Origin of the sequence: Moraxella sp. FZLJ2109, from assembly GCF_024296965.1 — a bacterium.
In the GTDB taxonomy this organism is placed as follows: Bacteria; Pseudomonadota; Gammaproteobacteria; order Pseudomonadales; family Moraxellaceae; genus Moraxella.
In genome coordinates this window covers 454,703-471,829 of sequence record NZ_CP101112.1, presented here as the reverse complement: position 1 = coordinate 471,829, position 17,127 = coordinate 454,703, and the positions used below count along the sequence as shown (strand labels likewise).

Genomic DNA, 17,127 nt, shown 5'->3' with positions numbered 1-17,127 from the left:
CATTCCTTTTAGAATAAGAAGTAACGCTGTGCCAATGGTAATTTATCAGCAGGATCACAGCCGATCAGCTCACCATCGACGCGCACCTGATAGCGCTCAGGATCGACGGTGATCTCGGGTGTTTGATCGTTGTGCACCAAGTCTTTTTTGCTGACATCACGGCAGTTTTTGACCGCGATGGTAGGTTTTTGTAAGCTGTATTGACGCGCGATATCGGCATCGTGTGCAGCTTGCGAGACAAAATACACTGCATTGTGGTAATTGGATTTATCCAGTGCGCCGAACATCGGACGATAGACGACAGGCTGCGGCGTTGGAATGGATGCGTTCGGATCGCCCATCTTGGCATAGCTGATGATGCCACTTTTGATGATGACTTCAGGTTTTACCCCAAAGAACATCGGCTTAAACAGTACGATATCCGCAAGTTTGCCAACTTCCAGCGAGCCGACCGCATGGCTGATGCCGTGCGCGATGGCAGGGTTGATGGTGTATTTGGCGATGTAGCGTTTGATGCGATAGTTGTCATTATCATCGCCTGTGACGGGATCAGGCAGGCTGCCGCGCTGAGCTTTCATTTTATCAGCGGTTTGCCAAGTGCGGATGATCACTTCGCCGACGCGCCCCATGGCTTGTGAGTCTGAGCTCATGATGCTAAACACGCCCATGTCGTGCAAAATATCTTCGGCAGCGATGGTTTCAGGGCGAATGCGACTATCAGCAAAGGCAACATCTTCAGGCACGCGCTTATCCAGATGATGACAAACCATCAGCATATCCAGATGCTCATCGATGGTATTGACCGTATAAGGGCGTGTTGGGTTGGTGGATGCTGGCAGAACATTGGTGTACATCGCAGCTTTGATGATATCAGGGGCGTGACCACCGCCTGCGCCTTCGGTATGGAAAGTATGGATAGTGCGTCCGTCGATGGCTTTGATGGTATCTTCCAAAAAGCCACTTTCGTTCAAGGTATCTGTATGAATTGCCACCTGAATGTCCATATCATCAGCGACCTTAAGCGCAGCATCAATCACAGCAGGTGTTGCGCCCCAGTCTTCATGGATTTTCAGACCCAATGCGCCTGCTTTGATCTGTTCGACCAGTGGCTCGGTGGTGGCGCAGTTGCCTTTACCAAAAAGTCCGATGTTCACAGGTAGTGATTCGCAAGCTTGCAACATACGCTCAATGTGAAACGCACCAGGTGTACAAGTGGTGGCGTGCGTGCCATCGGCAGGACCCGTGCCACCGCCAATCATGGTCGTGATGCCGCTTTCGATAGCGTGTTCGGCTTGTTGGGGTGTGATCCAGTGAATGTGTGTATCGATACCGCCTGCTGTCGCGATCAGATGCGCGCCGTTGTGTACTTCTGTGCTTGCGCCGATGATCATATTGGGCGTGACATTATCCATGATGTCAGGGTTGCCTGCTTGTCCGATGCCTGCGATCTTGCCATCACGAATGCCGATGTCTGCCTTGACAATACCTAACTTGGCATCAATGATCATCACATTGGTAATAACAAAATCCAAGACATTTGGATTGGCGCGGGTGGCTGTGCCTGACTGACCCATGCCGTCACGAACGCTTTTACCGCCGCCAAATTTATTCTCATCGCCATAAGTCAGATAATCTTTTTCGATGGTCGCCCAAAGATCGGTATCGCCAAGACGCACTTTATCACCAACGGTTGGCCCAAAAGTCGCCACATATTGACTGCGTGGAATGGTTAAGCTCATGATACTCTCCTATAACTTGCCATCGATTTGATTGTGAAATCCATACACAGTGCGCGCGCCGACATAGGCGACCAATTGCACAGTTTTGGTTTCACCAGGTTCAAAGCGCACAGCATTGCCAGATGGGACATTCAGGCGCATACCCCGAGCAAGCGCACGATCGAATTGTAGTGCGGCATTGGTCTCATAAAAGTGATAATGCGAGCCGACCTGAATAGGGCGATCGCCAGTATTGACGACTTGTAAAGAGATGGTTTTACGATCTTGATTGGCAGTGATGTCACCTGTTGCCAATTGATATTCACCTGGTATCATAAAATATCCTTAAAAATCATTGATTGAATTTATTACACATCAGCGAATCGGATGATGAACAGTGACCAGCTTTGTGCCATCAGCAAAGGTGGCTTCGATCTGCACTTCATCGATCATCTCAGCCACGCCTTCCATCACATCATTGACACCAAGCAATGTCGCGCCATACGCCATGACTTCAGCGACGCTCATGCCGTCGCGCGCAGATTCTTGTAGGTGGCTTGCGATATATGCCATCGCTTCAGGATAATTGAGTTTCAAACCGCGTGCCTTTCGCTTGGCGGCAAGCTCTCCTGCCAAAAACAGCATCAGCTTTTCTTGTTCTCGGGAAGTTAAATGCATACAAAGTTCCTTATTTTGAACAGTAGTGAGTTATGAAAATTTAGTCGCAGCCTGTGGGCGGTAGTTGATGAGTTTGGCTTTGAGTGGTAATAATAGCCATGTCGCAACCACAAAGCCGATTGTATAAGGGGCAAGACCTGTCAAGGTGATACCATACTGGATGGATACCGCCAACAAGACACCAAGCACAATCAAGCACAAATCGTTCAATTTCGATCCAGCGAACACGCACGCCACCAAAATCGGCGCAAAGCCGTAAATACCATTTGCCAAAGTATTGGCATCGACACCGAATAGATAATGCGCCATCAAAGTGCCGATAATCGCCGCCATCATGCCGTACACCGCAGCGATGGGCGTATGAATGGCGACAGCTAGGCATAGCAGTACACCGGTGATGGCACTGGCGCCGAAATTGACTTCCGCCCACGCATAAAAGGGAAACTGTAAGCTTGCAAAGATACTGGTATGGTCAGGCAGCGGCGGTGTGGTTTGGCTAAGACCGAACAAGCCTAGCTGCGCCACGCCCCAACAAAATAGCCAACTGGTGGCGATGAATGGAAAGGTAAAAGCAGGTTTTTGTTTTAATAAAAAGATGTGCATGATGATGGTCGATACGATGCTGGCAGTTAGACCCAGTAGCCAAATCACAGGGTTGCTTGCATCCACCAAGCCAAAGGTAAATAGCACCGCCATAAAGCTTAAACTGCCATTAAATCCATATAAGCCTTGCGCGATCGCTTGGTCATCGGCTTTGAGCAGGTGCGCACAAATCGTGCCAATCAACGATCCAAGCAAGCAGGCGACCGCCAATGTCCAGTGGCTAAAAAACATACCGATCGCGATGATCAAGCCAGATAGCGCGCTTTGCTGCAAAAAAATTTGCCCAATGCCAGTGAGTGTGGTTTTGAATAACCCCATGTGCATCATCCCTATTTTGCTCAGTTATAGAATGGTGATGGTCAATAATTATGCAAAAAATAAATAATATAAACCAAGATAAATCTGCAAACTTTATATTCTTTATTTTAAAAATCCAATATCACCACTCAAAATCGTAATAGGAATTAAACATATCAGGGATATTCTTGTAAAATGGAGATATTTTGTAAATCATTCTATATTTATATGAAAATATAATATACTAATCATAAATTTATATATATATGTATATAATGCTGATTATGGATACTAAATATCAAAAGCGTGCAAAAGTATATTGAGAGCAGAATAAGACAGATGGGTGAGTGGCGGCTTGAATTTGGAATGGGAAATTAAATTGGCAAATCACGCAACATGATGGCGAACTGATACTTATTATCATTTAAACTCATTATTTCGCCAATTATGACAAAGTGTGTCAAAAATGAAACAAGTGTTTACACTTTACAGGGTCAAAATCGCAATTAGTCGTTGTGTACATTCGTAAACTTAGGTTATACTAAGTCCAACGAAAAAGATACCAGTCGCAAGCAATCGCCACCGACTTAAAGCAAATGGGGAAATAGCCATGAATACAAATATTACTGAAATGAATGTACTATCAAAAGGTAAAGAGCAGCCAATCACCAGCGAAATGATCGTTGCGGTACTTAAGAAGCTAGCGCAAGGCAATGCCAAGCCACTTGCCATGACTGCATAAGGGCAAACTTACGATTACTTGTATCGTTTCATAAATTTGGGTTTAAAAAAAAGTCGCTGATTGGCGGCTTTTTTATTGGGTGGGATTTTATATATGATTTGGCGCGTGATAAATCTGTCAAGTTAAGCTTGATCGGTGGCTAATTTTTCATAAACTTGTAGCGCATCTTCGATCAAATCAAGCAGTATCTCGATATTTGGCAGGGCGGTCTGACAGGCAGTGATGCCAAAATCAATGCGATTTTGATAATTACAAAAACTGATGTTCAACGCTTGCCCGTCAAACAGTACCGACGCAGGGTAAATGCCCGTCAGCTTTGCGCCATTTAGAAATAGTGGCATATCATCACCAGGAACATTGGAGATGATTAGATTAAAGGCTTGCTTGGTGGGGTATGCGCGCGTAGCAAGGTTTAGCCCAGCCCAGCCATAGCTAAGCGCGGTGTAGTTGATGACCGCCGACCAACTAAGCCGCTCAAAGCGTTCTTTACCAAGTTTCATGCTGTGGTGAATGTCGTGCAGGCGCATGATGGCATCGTCATGCTCTGTGCCAAGCAGGGTCGGCGTGAATGAAATGCGATTGCCCACCGAGCTGTCATTATCACGCAAGGAGACAGGCACGAACGCCACCAATGATTGTTCAGGCAGGGCATTTTGACCAAGCAGATAAGTGCGCAGGGCATGACCACAGACCGCCATCAGTGCATCATTGGTGCTGACATTGAACCGCTTGGCAATGGTGACAAACCGCGCTTTATCAAATGCTCGAATGCCCAGATGGCGCGCCGTGCCGATACGCTGATTGAGTATCGATTTGGGTGCATCGAAGCTGCTGATCAGATGGCGGTTTTGCTGTTTTTTTTGGCTAAAATTCACCAAAAGCTCACGGCAAGCAGGTGCAAGACTTTTGATCTGCTCGCTGATGTGCTTTGCCCACGGTTGATCGGGCGGTGGTGGGGCGGTGGATTTTTTGAGCTTCATTGCCCAGACAGGCAGCATATTTTTCTCATACGCAGTCTGTGCTAAAGATCGCTGAAACAGGCGCATCGCTGCGACACCATCGGCCAGCGCGTGATGAATTTTTAGAAATAAGGCGAAGCGCTTGGGTGCGCCATCAGACTCAGGCGCAAGATGATCAATAATGTGAATCGACCACAGCGGACGACTGCGCTCCAGTGGTCTTTCGTGAATGCGCGAAATCAGCGTCATCAGCTCATCATTACTGCCAGTTGTAAGCTTATGATATTGGCAATGATGATGTAGCTGAAAATCTTCGGACACTTGCCAAAAAATCTGCCGATACAGTACTTGATTGAATGGAAAATTCGGCAAAATCTCCGTATTGATCTCACTCATCAGGCGGCTGACGAAATGCTCATCACCAACTGGAACCTCAAAGGTGCACAAACCGCTGACATGCATCGGCTGCTTGCTGTTTTCGAATAACAAAAATAAGAGATCAACAACGCTTAACGCACGCACAATTTACCGCCAATTCACGCCCCAAAAAGCGCATAATAGCAAAATTTTTGGGGTTTGATAAGTGGCTGATGGGTGAATTTACTTATTTGGTGAAAAAATATCCTGTCTGCGGGCTGCTTGCCTGTGCCATATAGCGCGCTGGCATACGACCTGCCAGATAAGCTTCACGACCTGCGATCACCGCGTGCTTCATCGCCGATGCCATCAGCACAGGATTTTGGGCGTGGGCGATGGCGGTATTCATCAGCACACCATCGCAGCCAAGCTCCATGGCGATCGCCGCATCAGATGCTGTACCGACGCCTGCATCGACTAGGACAGGCACTTGGGTTTGTTCGATGATTAGACTTAGGGTGTGGCGGTTTAGCAGTCCAAGTCCTGAGCCGATCAGACTGCCTAATGGCATGATCGCCACGCAGCCCATACTCTCAAGCTCTTTGGCGACGATCGGATCGTCCGAAGTATATACCATCACTTCAAAGCCATCATCAATCAGCGTGCGTGCCGCTTTGACGGTCTCGATGACATTGGGATATAGGTTTTTGTCATCGCCCAGTACTTCAAGCTTGACCAGATTATGCCCATCCAGCAATTCACGCGCCAGCATACAGGTGCGCACCGCGCTGTCGGCATCGAAGCAGCCTGCGGTATTTGGCAAAATGGTGTATTTATTCGGTGAGATGACATCAAGCAGATTGGGTTCGTTTTTATTTTGTCCGATGTTGGTGCGGCGGATGGCGACGGTGACGATTTCAGCACCACTGGTTTCGATGGCGCTTGCTGTTTCGGTCAAATCTTTGTATTTGCCCGTGCCGACCAGCAGGCGAGAATTAAAGGTGCGAGAGCCGATGGTTAAAGTATCTGTTGTCATATTTTTACCTTTATTAGTCGTTTAAAAGCATCGCACAGCGATGCAGACTTCCTATGGCAAGTGACGCGCTATCGTGCAGTTGTTCTGCTCTTAAACGATCATTGTTGTTATTGATGTTATAATCTTAAAGCGTGTACAGTATAGCGATAATCAGCACAAGGGTAAAGTGGTTTATAACTTGTATGGGGTGAAAAAATGACAAACGATAAAAAACCCACCGAAATCATCGATGGGCCTAGAAGATGGGGCGACTGATGGGACTCGAACCCACGACAACCGAGATCACAACCCGGGGCTCTACCAACTGAGCTACAGCCGCCATAATAAATTTTTGCAGGCATATGGCGCGCCTGGCAGGATTCGAACCTGCGACCACCTGCTTAGAAGGCAGATGCTCTATCCAACTGAGCTACAGGCGCTCGAGTGGCTTATATGTTGGGGTATTTACCAACAAAAAAAGCCTTTAAGGCTTTAAAAATGGTCGGAGTGGAGGGATTCGAACCCCCGACCCTCTGGTCCCAAACCAGATGCGCTACCAAGCTGCGCTACACTCCGATTTTTTTCATCAACTTCAAGCTTTTCGTTAGTAGCTCGTCGTTGTGGTGCGTATAATACAAGCAAGACCCAAAAGTGTCAAGCGCTTATTTTTAAAAATATGCATAAAGTTTATAAGTTATTGATTTTTAATGATTTTAATTTGTGAAATTTTTGTGATGATTTTTGGTGAAGTTGTAAAACGCCCATCATCATGATCTGATGATGGGCGAATTTGACAGAATTAAGCATGAATTTTAAGCCAATTTTGCCAAAATGGATCAGTGTTAGCCATTTTCTTGGACGATCGTCATACCGCACGCTGCTGCACCGCGTGTACCACCTGTCAGATGGATGATGTTTCGGCTTGGGTCAAGCTCATCAAGCAGCGCGACCGCCTTGGCAGCCTTCGTACCGCCACCGCACAGCACATAGATGTCGCCTGTGGTCGCATCGAGTTTTTCTTTGGTTAAGGTGGCAAGCGGCTGTGATTGTGCGTATTCGATATGACCTTCTTGGTATTTGTCCGCATCGCGTACATCCCAGATGGTTTTGTCTTGGCTTGGCTGAAATTCACTGATCGGTAACTCGGTAATCATACATTTTCCTTATAAAGCTGGTGGATGATTTATCAAGAATATTGATAAAAGGCGTTATAATAAAGTGTAACATATATGATATGATGGAGGAATTATCATATTATGTCAATGAAGTTATGAATCAGCAAAATGTAAACGAGCGCAGCTCTGTAATGACGACGGTTGCTCGCTCGACAGTGGCAGGTGTGCTTGGGCTATGGACGGTATGGGGGTCTCTTGCGCTGATGGTGCATAAACCTTTGGGCGCGGCGACTTATCCTGTGATGGCGGTGATGGCGGCGGCGTTCGGCGTGGGATTGACACGCAAATGGCGGCGTGCGCATTGGGTGCTGACGCTTGGCTTGCTTGCGGTGACGGCGTGGCTGGTTTTGATGCAGCCGAGCAATCAGCGTGCGTGGCAGGATGATGTCGCCAAGCAGCTTGATTATGAGCAGCAGGGTGACATCGTAACTGTACATAATGTGCGTGATTTTCAGTGGGTGAGTGAGTTTAATTACACGCCATCGTGGGAAGTGCGCCGTTATGATTTGTCCAAGCTTGAGACGCTCGATCTTGTCATTTCGATTTGGGATAATGACGATATCGCGCATACGCTATTGTCCTTTGGCTTTAGCGATGGGCAGCGCGTGGCGTTTTCGGTGGAGATTCGTAAGGAAATTGGCGAAAGTTTCAGTTCGGTTGGTGGATTTTTCCGTCAATATGAGATGACGGTGATCGCCGCTGACGAAAAAGACATCATCTATACGCGCAGCAATGCCCGCGGTGAGCGCGTGTATCTGTACCCACTCATTTATGATCGTGCTGATATGCGGCAGCTATTTTTGAGTTATTTAAAGCTGGCTGAGCGTTTGCGTAAGCAGCCTGATTGGTACAATACTTTGACCGCCAATTGCACGACGGAGATTTTTGAGTTAGTTAAAGAGATTGATCCTGTGCCTGTGGATTATCGCATTTTACTGTCAGGACGATTGCCTGAATATCTGTACGAGCTGGGTGCGATTGATAATCGTGTGTCGTTTGACACTTGGCATAAGGCAGCATTTATCAATGATCGTGTGGCGGCTGACAGAGCGCAGATGGATATGGCAGCAGCGATGTCATCGGCGCAGTTTTCTCAGCAAATTCGCCAAGGTTTAGATATTGATACGCTGTTAAATACATCCAAGTAAGTGACAGGGCGACAATATCTGCATGATTGCCAAAATTATTATGCAAAATATCAATAACAAAACTTATGTAAAATCAATAAGTTATAAACTATTTGCAATAATTTTGACAAAATGATGAAAAAAGTGCTTGCACAAATTTCAAAACTCTATATAATACGCACCATCAAGACGACGCAGCGATGCGATACGGATTGATACTACAACTTGGGGTCGTGGCGGAATTGGTAGACGCACTGGATTTAGGTTCCAGCGCCGCGAGGTGTGAGAGTTCGAGTCTCTCCGACCCCACCAAATTCTAAAGAAGACTGGCGAAAGCTGGTCTTTTTTATTGTCTGGATTTTCTCTGATATATAAATAAAGCACAACGGATTTTTCCTTGTGCTTTTTATTTTGCGCTATTGGCGTTTGGCTTTGCGAAATTCTTCTGGGTAGATTGGATTGGGCTGCGACCATAATCCTAAGTCTTGGCTTTTGGCTTGGCTTTCAAGCAGTAGATAATCATTGTCCGTCATATACGCGCGATATGCCCACGCATAGCCATCGGCGACCATTTGTTTATTGATATTGCGTCCATTGACGAAGACTTCGGCGACGGCGCGCCCATAGCGGTCGTATTCGGTGATGGCGAGCACCACTGATTTACCATGGATCTGATCGCTGAGTGCCTGCTTGGCGACTTGTCCATAAGCCTGTCCACGCTCTGGTGCGTCGATTTGTGCGAAGCGGATTTTGATTTGCTGTTTATTGACATCCAGACAAGTGGCAGTGTCGCCATCACTGACGCCGACGATACGACAGCTGATGGCATGATCAGCAGGGCGTGCGGCAGCCTGATCACTGTCATTATCTACACCATCAGATTTGGTGTTTGGCTTGGTTAGGGCGCGCCATTCATCAAGCTTGGCGTTGATTCTATCAGTGCTTTGGCTGATCGGCGAGCTGATGGCAGTGCCAAGCTCATCGATTGAGCTACTGATACCGCCCAAGGCGCTGCTTGTGGCATCGGCACTTTGTTTGACTTGTTTGTTTAGGCTGTCGGTGGCGGATTTGGCTTGCTCGCTTGCGATGTTGCTTGCTTGACTGACGATCTGCGCGCCTGTGTCAAGTGTCGCATCGGGACTATGCTCTTTACCGCCCAGTACTACTGCTGCGATCAGCCCGATCGCACCCAGTATTAAGCTTGCTGCCATGTTTTGCCATGTGCGCCATGATAATTTGTGCAGTATCGGTGGTACTACAAGGATGGCAGCAATTAGCCAAATCGCCCCTGCGATCGGCTGAATCACCATCATGGCAAGCGCACAAGCACCGAGCACAAGTGCAATCAACCAAAAAATCAGCTGCTGCCACTGTGGCAACTTGGCTGTGTATTGTGATAGCGTGCGTTTGCTTGGCGGTGTGGTTTTGCGCGGTTTGCGTGGTTTTGCCATGATGTCAGATCTGTGATTTGCCTAAAAATTAACCAATGTTTGCCTGTTTATTGCTCGGCACGGCGAAACACCCAAGTATCATCATCGCTGACATCAGCAGCAAAATAATAGCCATCGACATCGAATGCCTTGAGTGCATCAGGCTCGGTAATGCCATGTGTGGCGGCATAATTCACCATCAAACCGCGTGCTTTTTTGGCATAGAAACTGATCACTTTAAATTTACCATTTTTCTCATCTTCAAAGCGCGGCGTGATAATGCGTGCGTTGATTTTCTTAGGATTGACCGCGCCAAAATATTCACTCGATGCTAGATTGACCAAGACTTGCGAGCCTGATTCATCGATACGCGCATTGATGACATCGGTGATGCGATCACCCCAGAATTGATATAGGTTGTCCGCTTGTGGCGTCTTAAATTTCGTACCCATCTCAAGGCGATATGGCAGCATCAAGTCCAGTGGGCGAAGCAACCCATACAGCCCAGACAAAATCCCAAGATGGGTATTGAGATAACCAATCTCATCTGCGTCAAGTGTATAAGCATCAAGCCCTGTATAGACATCACCATCGAACAGATATACCGCAGGCTTGGCACTGTCATCAAAAGGATATACCCAACGCTGATTGCGCATGACATTAAGCTCAGCGATCTTGGCAGAAACGCCCATCAGCTCTTGTAGATCAATGGCATCGCAGTCTTTGAGCGTGTGCATCAGCGTCATCGCATCATCGATGAGCTCAGGTGTGGTCAAATGCGCACTGACATCGAGCGGCACAGGGGTTTTTTCGTCCAAGTTTTTGGCAGGTGAAATTAAAAAATACATAAAATTATCCTAAAAATTTATCCCAAAAGCATAACAACATTATACCAAACATAATCAGATTGCCAATTTAAAAATCATGGACGATTATTTTTGCACCATCAATCATGAGTTGGGTTTTGGGCGAAAGTTTTGTATAATTTGTGATCAGGTATGCCAAATAGGCATATTTGGTGCGATGACTGATTCATCTGACAATGATTTTTTTAAGGAAAAAAGATGAGTATTATCAAGGACTTTATCGAATTAAACGACGGTTATAAAATCGGTGTCATTACTTTAAATAATCCTGATTCGCTCAATGCGCAAACTCTTGAGATGGTGCGCGAAACCAGCGCGCTATTAAGCTTATGGCAAGATGATGTACACATTGTCGCAGTGCTGTTTCGCGGTATGGGCGAAAAGGCGTTCTGCGCTGGCGGCGATATTCGTGGGCTATATCATCATTATAATGATCAAGAATTTCCCAATCCCTTGGCGTTGCAGTTTTTCGTCACCGAATACGGTCTGTGCAAGCAGATCAAGGCTTATCCGAAGCCATGTATCGTCTGGGCGAGCGGCATCGTCATGGGTGGCGGCATGGGGATTGCCACGCCGTGCAGTCATCGCATCGTCACACAGACGACGATGATGGCGATGCCTGAAGTGGCGATCGGGCTGTTTCCCGATGCGGGCGGTTCGTACTTTTTAAAGCATATGCCTGATCGCTTGGGGTTGTTTTTGGGATTGACAGGGGCGCGCTTTAATGGTGCGGATGCTTTGGCGCTGGGCGTGGCAGATTATGCGATGGATGGTGCTGATTTTGATATACTGATCACTGCCTTATCATCACTTGCTTGGACGGATAATAGATCAGATAATGAAACTTTATTAAATAATTGCTTGGATAAATTAAGCAATCCGACGCTACTGGGTGATGGCTGGCTGCTGCCAAATCGTGCGCAGGCAAGTGCGTTGGTTGCGGTAGATAGCTTACAGGATTTTGATAGATTGGCAAGATCGGGGCAGTACGATGATAATGAGTATATCGCCAAGGCTTTGGCAAGTTATCGCCAATGCTGCCCGACATCGGCAGGCTTAGCGTGGCAGATTCATCATAAAGTAGATGGTTATAGCTTTAATCAAGTGATGGATATGGAGCTGATCGTTGCGCTGTATTGCTGTCATTTTGGTGAATTTGCCGAAGGGGTGCGCGCGCTACTGATTGATAAAGATAAAAATCCGAAGTGGCATTATACGATAGATACGCTGCCGCAGTCGCATTTGGATGTGCATTTTGTGCCTTGGTAAAAGGTGAAGTTTCAGAGTGCTTATTGTAGAGCATTTATTTGGAGTATTAGGCAGGTAAATAAGCCCAAGTGTGTTAGCGATCACTTGGGCTTATTTAATGGGAATATTATTAATAAGAATTAAAACGGCTTAACCACCGCCAAAATCACCACGGAGATTAAGATAATCACAGGAATTTCGTTAAACCATCGCCAATAGACATGGCTTTTGTATTGTGGTTCATTGGCAAGACGCAAGCGAAATCTGCCACAGGCAAGATGATAGATGGTGAGTAAGATGACTAAGGCAAGCTTGATATGCAGCCAGCCTTGGGGCAGGTACACGCTAGGGGCAAGGGCGATCATGCCCAGGCCAAAACCCCAAGTAGCGATCATCGATGGGGTCATGATGCCGCGATACAGCTTGCGCTCCATGATGGCAAAGCGTTCTTGACTGGTCTGATCATCGCTCATCGCATGATAGACGAATAGGCGCGGCAAATAAAAAATCCCTGCAAACCAGCACACCATGCTGATGATGTGAAACGCGCGGATGTATTCTAGCATTGATTTTCCCCGACAAAGCTTGATGTTTCAACAAAAAAGATGCGCTAGTATAGCACATCTTTGATGATAGATGGGTGGCTCGTTAGGCGCTTAAAGGACAGCCTTCAGGCAGTTCTTGATTGATCGCTGTACCGCTCATCGCATCGATGATTTGCGGCTTTGGCATCGGGCGTGTCGGCGTCAAGCCAAGCTCTGCCATTAGGCGATCATCATGTGATGTTGATTGGTTGCCTGTGGTCAGTAGCTTATCGCCATAGAAAAATGAGTTCGCGCCCGCCATGAATGCCAATGCCTGCTCGCCATCGCTTAGACTTTCGCGTCCAGCAGATAAGCGCACATAGCTTGTCGGGCAAGCAATACGCGTAACAGCGATGGTGCGAATCCATTCGATCACGGATAATTTACCTTCTGCCAAGACCTTATCGCCAAGCGGCGTGCCTTTGATGGGGACGAGCAAGTTTACAGGAATCGACTGCGGCGGGATCGGCATTTGGGTCAGTTCATAGATCCAGTCAATGCGGTCTTGGCGACTTTCGCCCATGCCGACGATAGAGCCTGAGCAGACATTGATACCGGCATTGCGCACATACTCGATGGTCTCAAGGCGGTCATCGTAGCTGCGCGTGGTGGCGACGCTGTCGTAATAGTTGCGCGATGTGTCCAGATTGTGATTATAATAATCAAGTCCAGCATCGGCAAGGGTTTGCGCTTGTTCTGGCTTTAGCATACCTAAGGTCATGCAAGTCTCAAGCCCCATCGCCTTAACCTCGCTGATCAGCTCGACCAAATACGGCATATCTTTATCGCTTGGGTGTTTCCAAGCTGCCCCCATGCAAAAGCGCGATGAGCCTTGTGCTTTGGCGCGGCGTGCGGCGGCCAGTACTTTTTCGATTTCAAGGCGTTTTTCAGGCGTTAAGCCTGTCTTGTCGCGATGATGACCCGACTGCGAGCAGTAGCCACAGTCTTCAGGGCAGTTGCCTGTTTTGATAGAAAGTAGCGTACTGATTTGCACTTCATTGGCATTAAAATGTTGGCGATGCACGGTCTGCGCCTGCATCAGCAAGTCCATCAGTGGCAAATCGAATAAACGCGCGATTTCATCCTTGGAAATTTGTGTCATCATTGGGTCATCTCGTCAAGAATTTAAGTGTACAATTGTAATGAATTTTATCAAAAATAGCAAATCCCTTTGCTATTTATTCTACCAATGTCATGCCAAAGTTTGGCTTATTTGCCCAGTTTTTGTTTTAGAGATACTAATAAATCTTTGGCGGTATTGGCATAAGGTTTTGCCATCTCAAGATAAGGCTTGGCTTGCTCGACATAGCCTTTATATTCATCAGGAATGGTGGCAGCTTGTTTGCCAATACCTGCAAACCACAGCACCAGTTTATAATCGCCCGTGATTTTGACATCGCCATCTTGGATTGCTGTCATGAAGGCTGCGACATCGCCTTTGGTGAGTAGCTTGACGCCAGTCATCGAGTCTTTAAAATCAATGGTCAGATCAGCATCTTGTGCTGTGCCTGCAGTCTGCCCAAAATGCCCATGATCAAAGCGAAAATACCGCTCAACACTCGGTGAGATGAACTGAATGCACACGGTGCGATCTTTGATCAAATTGTTAAACGCATCATTGGATTTGCTCTTGGCAAGGTTCTGTAGGCGCAGACCAAGCGCAGCGAGCAATGCGTCCAATGGATCGGTTTTGACATTGATTACAGGGACGGTAAACATAAGTTTTCCTTAATAAAGTAAATATATATAAATGGCTTAAGCTTTATCCAGTCGATGACCTAGGGCATACAGCACACCTTCAAGCCCTGTGACATTCACCGCTGCCGATGCGCGTGCTTGCACGATTGGCTTAGCATGATAAGCGATGCCTAGATCGCTGACCGCCATCATTGGCAAATCGTTCGCACCATCGCCGATGCAGACCACTTCTTGCATGGATAGACCTAAGCGTGCGGCGACTTTTTGGGCGATGGCAGCTTTTTGTGTGCCGTCCAAAATCGGATCGGCAACCGTGCCTGTCAGCACCTTACCATCATTGATGAGTGGATTGGCATAAAATTCATCCATGCCAAGCGTACGCGCGACATAGTCGGCAAATGGCTCAAAGCCACCTGAGATCAGCACCGTATGATAGCCCAATGCCTTTAGGCTCTTGATCGCGGTGGCTGCACCAGGTTGAAAATGAATGTGATTGGCGATGATCTCATCGACCACGCTCACTGGTGTATCAGCAAGCAGTGCCACGCGGCGCGCAAAGCTTGTGGCAAAATCAATCTCACCGCGCATCGCTTCTTCGGTGATCTCTGAGACTTTATCTTCGATGCCGCAGAATTTGGCAAGTTCAACGATCACTTCTTCTTGGATCAAGGTAGAATCCATGTCAAAGCACGCCAAACGATGGCGCGTCAGCATTTTTTCGGCGGATAAAATATGCACATCGGCTTGGATATGTAAAGCCAAATGTGCGCTGATTTGCTCATCGATGATGTGCGCAGCGGCAGTTTTTTTCTCGCTGCTCATCTCGGTCTGTACTTTTGGTGCAAGCAAATAGCGATAAATCCCCACATTGCTTACAGTCTCGCCGCCATCGATCTTGTGCGCGCGTGCTTTGGCGGCATCGTCATCACAGACGGTAATCAGCTGCCAATTGGCTTGGGTGGCTGTCCATGACTGCATCAGCGTATCGACTTGTGCACCATCTTGGGTGACGACGACGATGGCAAATAATGGCAATATCCCAAGCTGTGCGCAGTGTTCTAGGTTATCAAGATCGCAGCCGTGCAGGGCATCGGGCAGAATGTGCGCCACTTGGCTTAGGGCAGCTTGCCATGCTTGGCTATTATTCGGTAGGGCGTAGATGCTCATAAGTCACTCAAAACTTGTCAGGATAAAAATGAACATATTAGCACCAAACTAGCGATGATAAAAGGGCAATATGTGCAAATTTGGCAAATCAATTAAAAACAGTTGCGTAAATGGTGCAAACATGGGAAAATTAGTTTATTTTGCTTACAAAAGACCGTTTTGTCCTTGTTATTTTGGTTTTAGACTCATCATGCCATATTCTGCCCCCAAGCAAACCACTTTTTTTGTCATTTTGCTGATTAGCTTATTATTGCACATCATCTTTTTTGTCATTAGCTCAAACCGCCTACAAACCGAGAATCATCGCATGATCGCGGATCGCTTGGTCGCTGAGATGAGCGCGGATTTGGTGATGCCAAGTGCTGCCAATGACCGCGTGAGCATGAGCTATATCGCAAGCCAATATGCCAAAGAGCCTGAAGTGGCGTATGTTGGTGTGTATAACGCTGCGGATAATATCGTGGTGTCGGTCGGTGAAGGCGAAAGCGGCTATCGCACCAAGAACGAGACGATCATCTCAGGTGATAAGGTGCTGGGTTCGGCGGTGATCGAGACTAAGGCGGTGCGCACGGCGAGTATCTTGTCAGGTCAGTGGTTGTTTTTGCTGGCGATGCTTGTGCTGCATGGTTTGATTTGGGTGGCGTACAGCTATTTTGCGCGCCCAAGCAAAGAGCTTAAAGCACAAATCGCAAGCCAAACGCGTGCTAAGCTGATCAGCCAAGGCGTTATTTCAGGCACTTTGCCAGTCGCTGAAGTGGCTGAACCTGTGCAAGTACAGACGGCTGTGGCTGATGATATCCAAGATGATGACGATAAAGAGCAGGAGATGCCAGTAGCCGCACCAAAAGTTGCTGATAGCTATGTCACCCAAGTGCGTTTCGATGATCCTAATGGCTTGCTATTGGCATTAAGTTTCGATCATAAGCAGATGTACTTTGCGCTGTGTGATCAGATGCTTGCCAAGGCGGCACAAAAGCTGCTTGATGCGCCATTATTGGCAGGCGTGTCAATCCATAGCATCAAAAGTTTTGATGAAAATGGCGCAAGCGTCACGCTTGTGGCTGAGCATGAGCACGCCAAAGTGGCAACCGCGTCATTGATGCTTGCCAAGCTTGCCTTGATGGTCAATCAAATCGTCTATGAACGCCATCGCAAACAAGGACAATTTGCCCTAAACATCAGCACCATGGCAAGTGACAGCGCCCAAGCCAATACCGTGCACAGCATCTCAGCGCGCCGCGGTTTGCCACTGGTACTATTATTTGACAGTGCTGCTAAGCAGGAAATCGCCACTGTGGGCGTGCTTGATACACTGGATAAACCATTGTCAGCATCAGAGCGCGACTGCCAAGTGGTCAGCTCGCTGAACCAAAGTGCGGTGACGCGACTGCGTGTGGCGCGTGATGCGGTGTTTTTAGAAGAGTAAGTAATCTTATTACTTGACAAAATTTCAAAATTCATTT

General features: G+C 47.3%; 17 protein-coding genes and 4 tRNA genes. 5 read left to right on the top strand and 16 right to left on the bottom strand.

Annotated elements, in window-relative coordinates; all coding sequences use genetic code 11:
• Window positions 1-8: 8 nt before the first annotated feature.
• Genes ureC through NKU06_RS02195 form a run of 4 tightly spaced genes read right to left on the bottom strand, consistent with a single transcriptional unit; the run spans window position 9 to window position 3,317 of the window.
• Window positions 9-1,739, bottom strand: coding sequence for an urease subunit alpha (gene ureC, locus NKU06_RS02210; RefSeq protein ID WP_254732008.1), 1,731 nt, complete (start codon window positions 1,737-1,739; stop codon window positions 9-11).
• Between the two features lie 9 nt (window positions 1,740-1,748).
• On the bottom strand, window positions 1,749-2,054 hold the full coding sequence (gene ureB / locus NKU06_RS02205) for an urease subunit beta (protein WP_253224170.1): 306 nt from the start codon (window positions 2,052-2,054) through the stop codon (window positions 1,749-1,751).
• A gap of 39 nt (window positions 2,055-2,093) precedes the next feature.
• Window positions 2,094-2,396: an urease subunit gamma gene (gene ureA / locus NKU06_RS02200; RefSeq protein WP_254732006.1), complete on the bottom strand. Its 303-nt coding sequence runs from the start codon at window positions 2,394-2,396 to the stop codon at window positions 2,094-2,096.
• A gap of 30 nt (window positions 2,397-2,426) precedes the next feature.
• A complete protein-coding gene (locus NKU06_RS02195; RefSeq protein WP_254732002.1) occupies window positions 2,427-3,317 on the bottom strand; it encodes an urea transporter in 891 nt (296 codons plus the stop codon).
• 589 nt (window positions 3,318-3,906) lie between these two features.
• On the opposite strand from NKU06_RS02195, the gene NKU06_RS11540 reads away from it, so the two are divergent.
• On the top strand, window positions 3,907-4,038 hold the full coding sequence (locus NKU06_RS11540; protein ID WP_256470638.1) for a hypothetical protein: 132 nt from the start codon (window positions 3,907-3,909) through the stop codon (window positions 4,036-4,038).
• Window positions 4,039-4,160: 122 nt separating this feature from the next.
• On the opposite strand, the gene NKU06_RS02190 is transcribed toward NKU06_RS11540, so the two are convergent.
• The 6 genes from NKU06_RS02190 to NKU06_RS02165 form a co-directional block, all read right to left on the bottom strand.
• Window positions 4,161-5,519, bottom strand: a complete 1,359-nt coding sequence (locus NKU06_RS02190) for a wax ester/triacylglycerol synthase family O-acyltransferase (protein WP_254732000.1) — start codon at window positions 5,517-5,519, stop codon at window positions 4,161-4,163.
• A gap of 82 nt (window positions 5,520-5,601) precedes the next feature.
• Window positions 5,602-6,390, bottom strand: coding sequence for a thiazole synthase (locus NKU06_RS02185; protein WP_253224166.1), 789 nt, complete (start codon window positions 6,388-6,390; stop codon window positions 5,602-5,604).
• Window positions 6,391-6,633: 243 nt separating this feature from the next.
• Window positions 6,634-6,709: transfer RNA gene (locus NKU06_RS02180), tRNA-His, on the bottom strand.
• Window positions 6,710-6,732: 23 nt separating this feature from the next.
• A tRNA-Arg gene (locus NKU06_RS02175) sits at window positions 6,733-6,809 on the bottom strand.
• A 59-nt stretch (window positions 6,810-6,868) separates the two neighbouring features.
• A tRNA-Pro gene (locus tag NKU06_RS02170) sits at window positions 6,869-6,945 on the bottom strand.
• Between the two features lie 266 nt (window positions 6,946-7,211).
• Complete coding sequence (locus NKU06_RS02165) at window positions 7,212-7,523, bottom strand: rhodanese-like domain-containing protein (protein ID WP_254731999.1); 312 nt, start codon at window positions 7,521-7,523, stop codon at window positions 7,212-7,214.
• A gap of 116 nt (window positions 7,524-7,639) precedes the next feature.
• Here NKU06_RS02165 and NKU06_RS02160 point away from each other — a divergent pair, with 116 nt between their 5' ends.
• Window positions 7,640-8,692: a DUF4105 domain-containing protein gene (locus NKU06_RS02160; protein ID WP_254731998.1), complete on the top strand. Its 1,053-nt coding sequence runs from the start codon at window positions 7,640-7,642 to the stop codon at window positions 8,690-8,692.
• A 206-nt stretch (window positions 8,693-8,898) separates the two neighbouring features.
• Window positions 8,899-8,983: transfer RNA gene (locus NKU06_RS02155), tRNA-Leu, on the top strand.
• Window positions 8,984-9,087: 104 nt separating this feature from the next.
• On the opposite strand, the gene NKU06_RS02150 is transcribed toward NKU06_RS02155, so the two are convergent.
• Together NKU06_RS02150 and yaaA are read right to left on the bottom strand one after the other, a co-directional pair.
• Window positions 9,088-10,122, bottom strand: a complete 1,035-nt coding sequence (locus NKU06_RS02150; protein ID WP_254731997.1) for a thermonuclease family protein — start codon at window positions 10,120-10,122, stop codon at window positions 9,088-9,090.
• Between the two features lie 47 nt (window positions 10,123-10,169).
• Window positions 10,170-10,949, bottom strand: coding sequence for a peroxide stress protein YaaA (yaaA, locus tag NKU06_RS02145; RefSeq protein WP_254731996.1), 780 nt, complete (start codon window positions 10,947-10,949; stop codon window positions 10,170-10,172).
• 216 nt (window positions 10,950-11,165) lie between these two features.
• On the opposite strand from yaaA, the gene NKU06_RS02140 reads away from it, so the two are divergent.
• A complete protein-coding gene (locus NKU06_RS02140; protein ID WP_254731995.1) occupies window positions 11,166-12,236 on the top strand; it encodes an enoyl-CoA hydratase/isomerase family protein in 1,071 nt (356 codons plus the stop codon).
• 119 nt (window positions 12,237-12,355) lie between these two features.
• Here NKU06_RS02140 and hemJ read toward each other — a convergent pair whose 3' ends face one another.
• The 4 genes from hemJ to serB form a co-directional block, all read right to left on the bottom strand.
• Window positions 12,356-12,781, bottom strand: coding sequence for a protoporphyrinogen oxidase HemJ (gene hemJ, locus NKU06_RS02135; protein WP_254731994.1), 426 nt, complete (start codon window positions 12,779-12,781; stop codon window positions 12,356-12,358).
• Window positions 12,782-12,863: 82 nt separating this feature from the next.
• Entirely contained in the window at window positions 12,864-13,904 is a 1,041-nt protein-coding gene (bioB, locus tag NKU06_RS02130; RefSeq protein WP_253224159.1) for a biotin synthase BioB, read from the bottom strand.
• Window positions 13,905-14,008: 104 nt separating this feature from the next.
• Window positions 14,009-14,518: a hypothetical protein gene (locus NKU06_RS02125; protein WP_253224158.1), complete on the bottom strand. Its 510-nt coding sequence runs from the start codon at window positions 14,516-14,518 to the stop codon at window positions 14,009-14,011.
• A gap of 36 nt (window positions 14,519-14,554) precedes the next feature.
• On the bottom strand, window positions 14,555-15,664 hold the full coding sequence (serB, locus tag NKU06_RS02120) for a phosphoserine phosphatase SerB (protein WP_254731993.1): 1,110 nt from the start codon (window positions 15,662-15,664) through the stop codon (window positions 14,555-14,557).
• 190 nt (window positions 15,665-15,854) lie between these two features.
• Here serB and NKU06_RS02115 point away from each other — a divergent pair, with 190 nt between their 5' ends.
• Window positions 15,855-17,090 carry a hypothetical protein gene (locus NKU06_RS02115; RefSeq protein WP_253224156.1) on the top strand — a complete coding sequence of 412 codons (1,236 nt, stop codon included), beginning with the start codon at window positions 15,855-15,857 and terminating at the stop codon, window positions 17,088-17,090.
• Window positions 17,091-17,127 lie beyond the last annotated feature (37 nt).

Bases quoted from the DNA above. Each gene is read 5' to 3' on its own strand.
- ureC (WP_254732008.1), bottom strand. From the start codon at position 1,739: ATGAGCTTAACCATTCCACGCAGTCAATATGTGGCGACTTTTGGGCCA.
- ureB (WP_253224170.1), bottom strand. From the start codon at position 2,054: ATGATACCAGGTGAATATCAATTGGCAACAGGTGACATCACTGCCAAT.
- ureA (WP_254732006.1), bottom strand. From the start codon at position 2,396: ATGCATTTAACTTCCCGAGAACAAGAAAAGCTGATGCTGTTTTTGGCA.
- NKU06_RS02195 (WP_254732002.1), bottom strand. From the start codon at position 3,317: ATGGGGTTATTCAAAACCACACTCACTGGCATTGGGCAAATTTTTTTG.
- NKU06_RS11540 (WP_256470638.1), top strand. From the start codon at position 3,907: ATGAATACAAATATTACTGAAATGAATGTACTATCAAAAGGTAAAGAG.
- NKU06_RS02185 (WP_253224166.1), bottom strand. From the start codon at position 6,390: ATGACAACAGATACTTTAACCATCGGCTCTCGCACCTTTAATTCTCGC.
- NKU06_RS02165 (WP_254731999.1), bottom strand. From the start codon at position 7,523: ATGATTACCGAGTTACCGATCAGTGAATTTCAGCCAAGCCAAGACAAA.
- NKU06_RS02160 (WP_254731998.1), top strand. From the start codon at position 7,640: ATGAATCAGCAAAATGTAAACGAGCGCAGCTCTGTAATGACGACGGTT.
- NKU06_RS02150 (WP_254731997.1), bottom strand. From the start codon at position 10,122: ATGGCAAAACCACGCAAACCGCGCAAAACCACACCGCCAAGCAAACGC.
- yaaA (WP_254731996.1), bottom strand. From the start codon at position 10,949: ATGTATTTTTTAATTTCACCTGCCAAAAACTTGGACGAAAAAACCCCT.
- NKU06_RS02140 (WP_254731995.1), top strand. From the start codon at position 11,166: ATGAGTATTATCAAGGACTTTATCGAATTAAACGACGGTTATAAAATC.
- hemJ (WP_254731994.1), bottom strand. From the start codon at position 12,781: ATGCTAGAATACATCCGCGCGTTTCACATCATCAGCATGGTGTGCTGG.
- bioB (WP_253224159.1), bottom strand. From the start codon at position 13,904: ATGATGACACAAATTTCCAAGGATGAAATCGCGCGTTTATTCGATTTG.
- NKU06_RS02125 (WP_253224158.1), bottom strand. From the start codon at position 14,518: ATGTTTACCGTCCCTGTAATCAATGTCAAAACCGATCCATTGGACGCA.
- serB (WP_254731993.1), bottom strand. From the start codon at position 15,664: ATGAGCATCTACGCCCTACCGAATAATAGCCAAGCATGGCAAGCTGCC.
- NKU06_RS02115 (WP_253224156.1), top strand. From the start codon at position 15,855: ATGCCATATTCTGCCCCCAAGCAAACCACTTTTTTTGTCATTTTGCTG.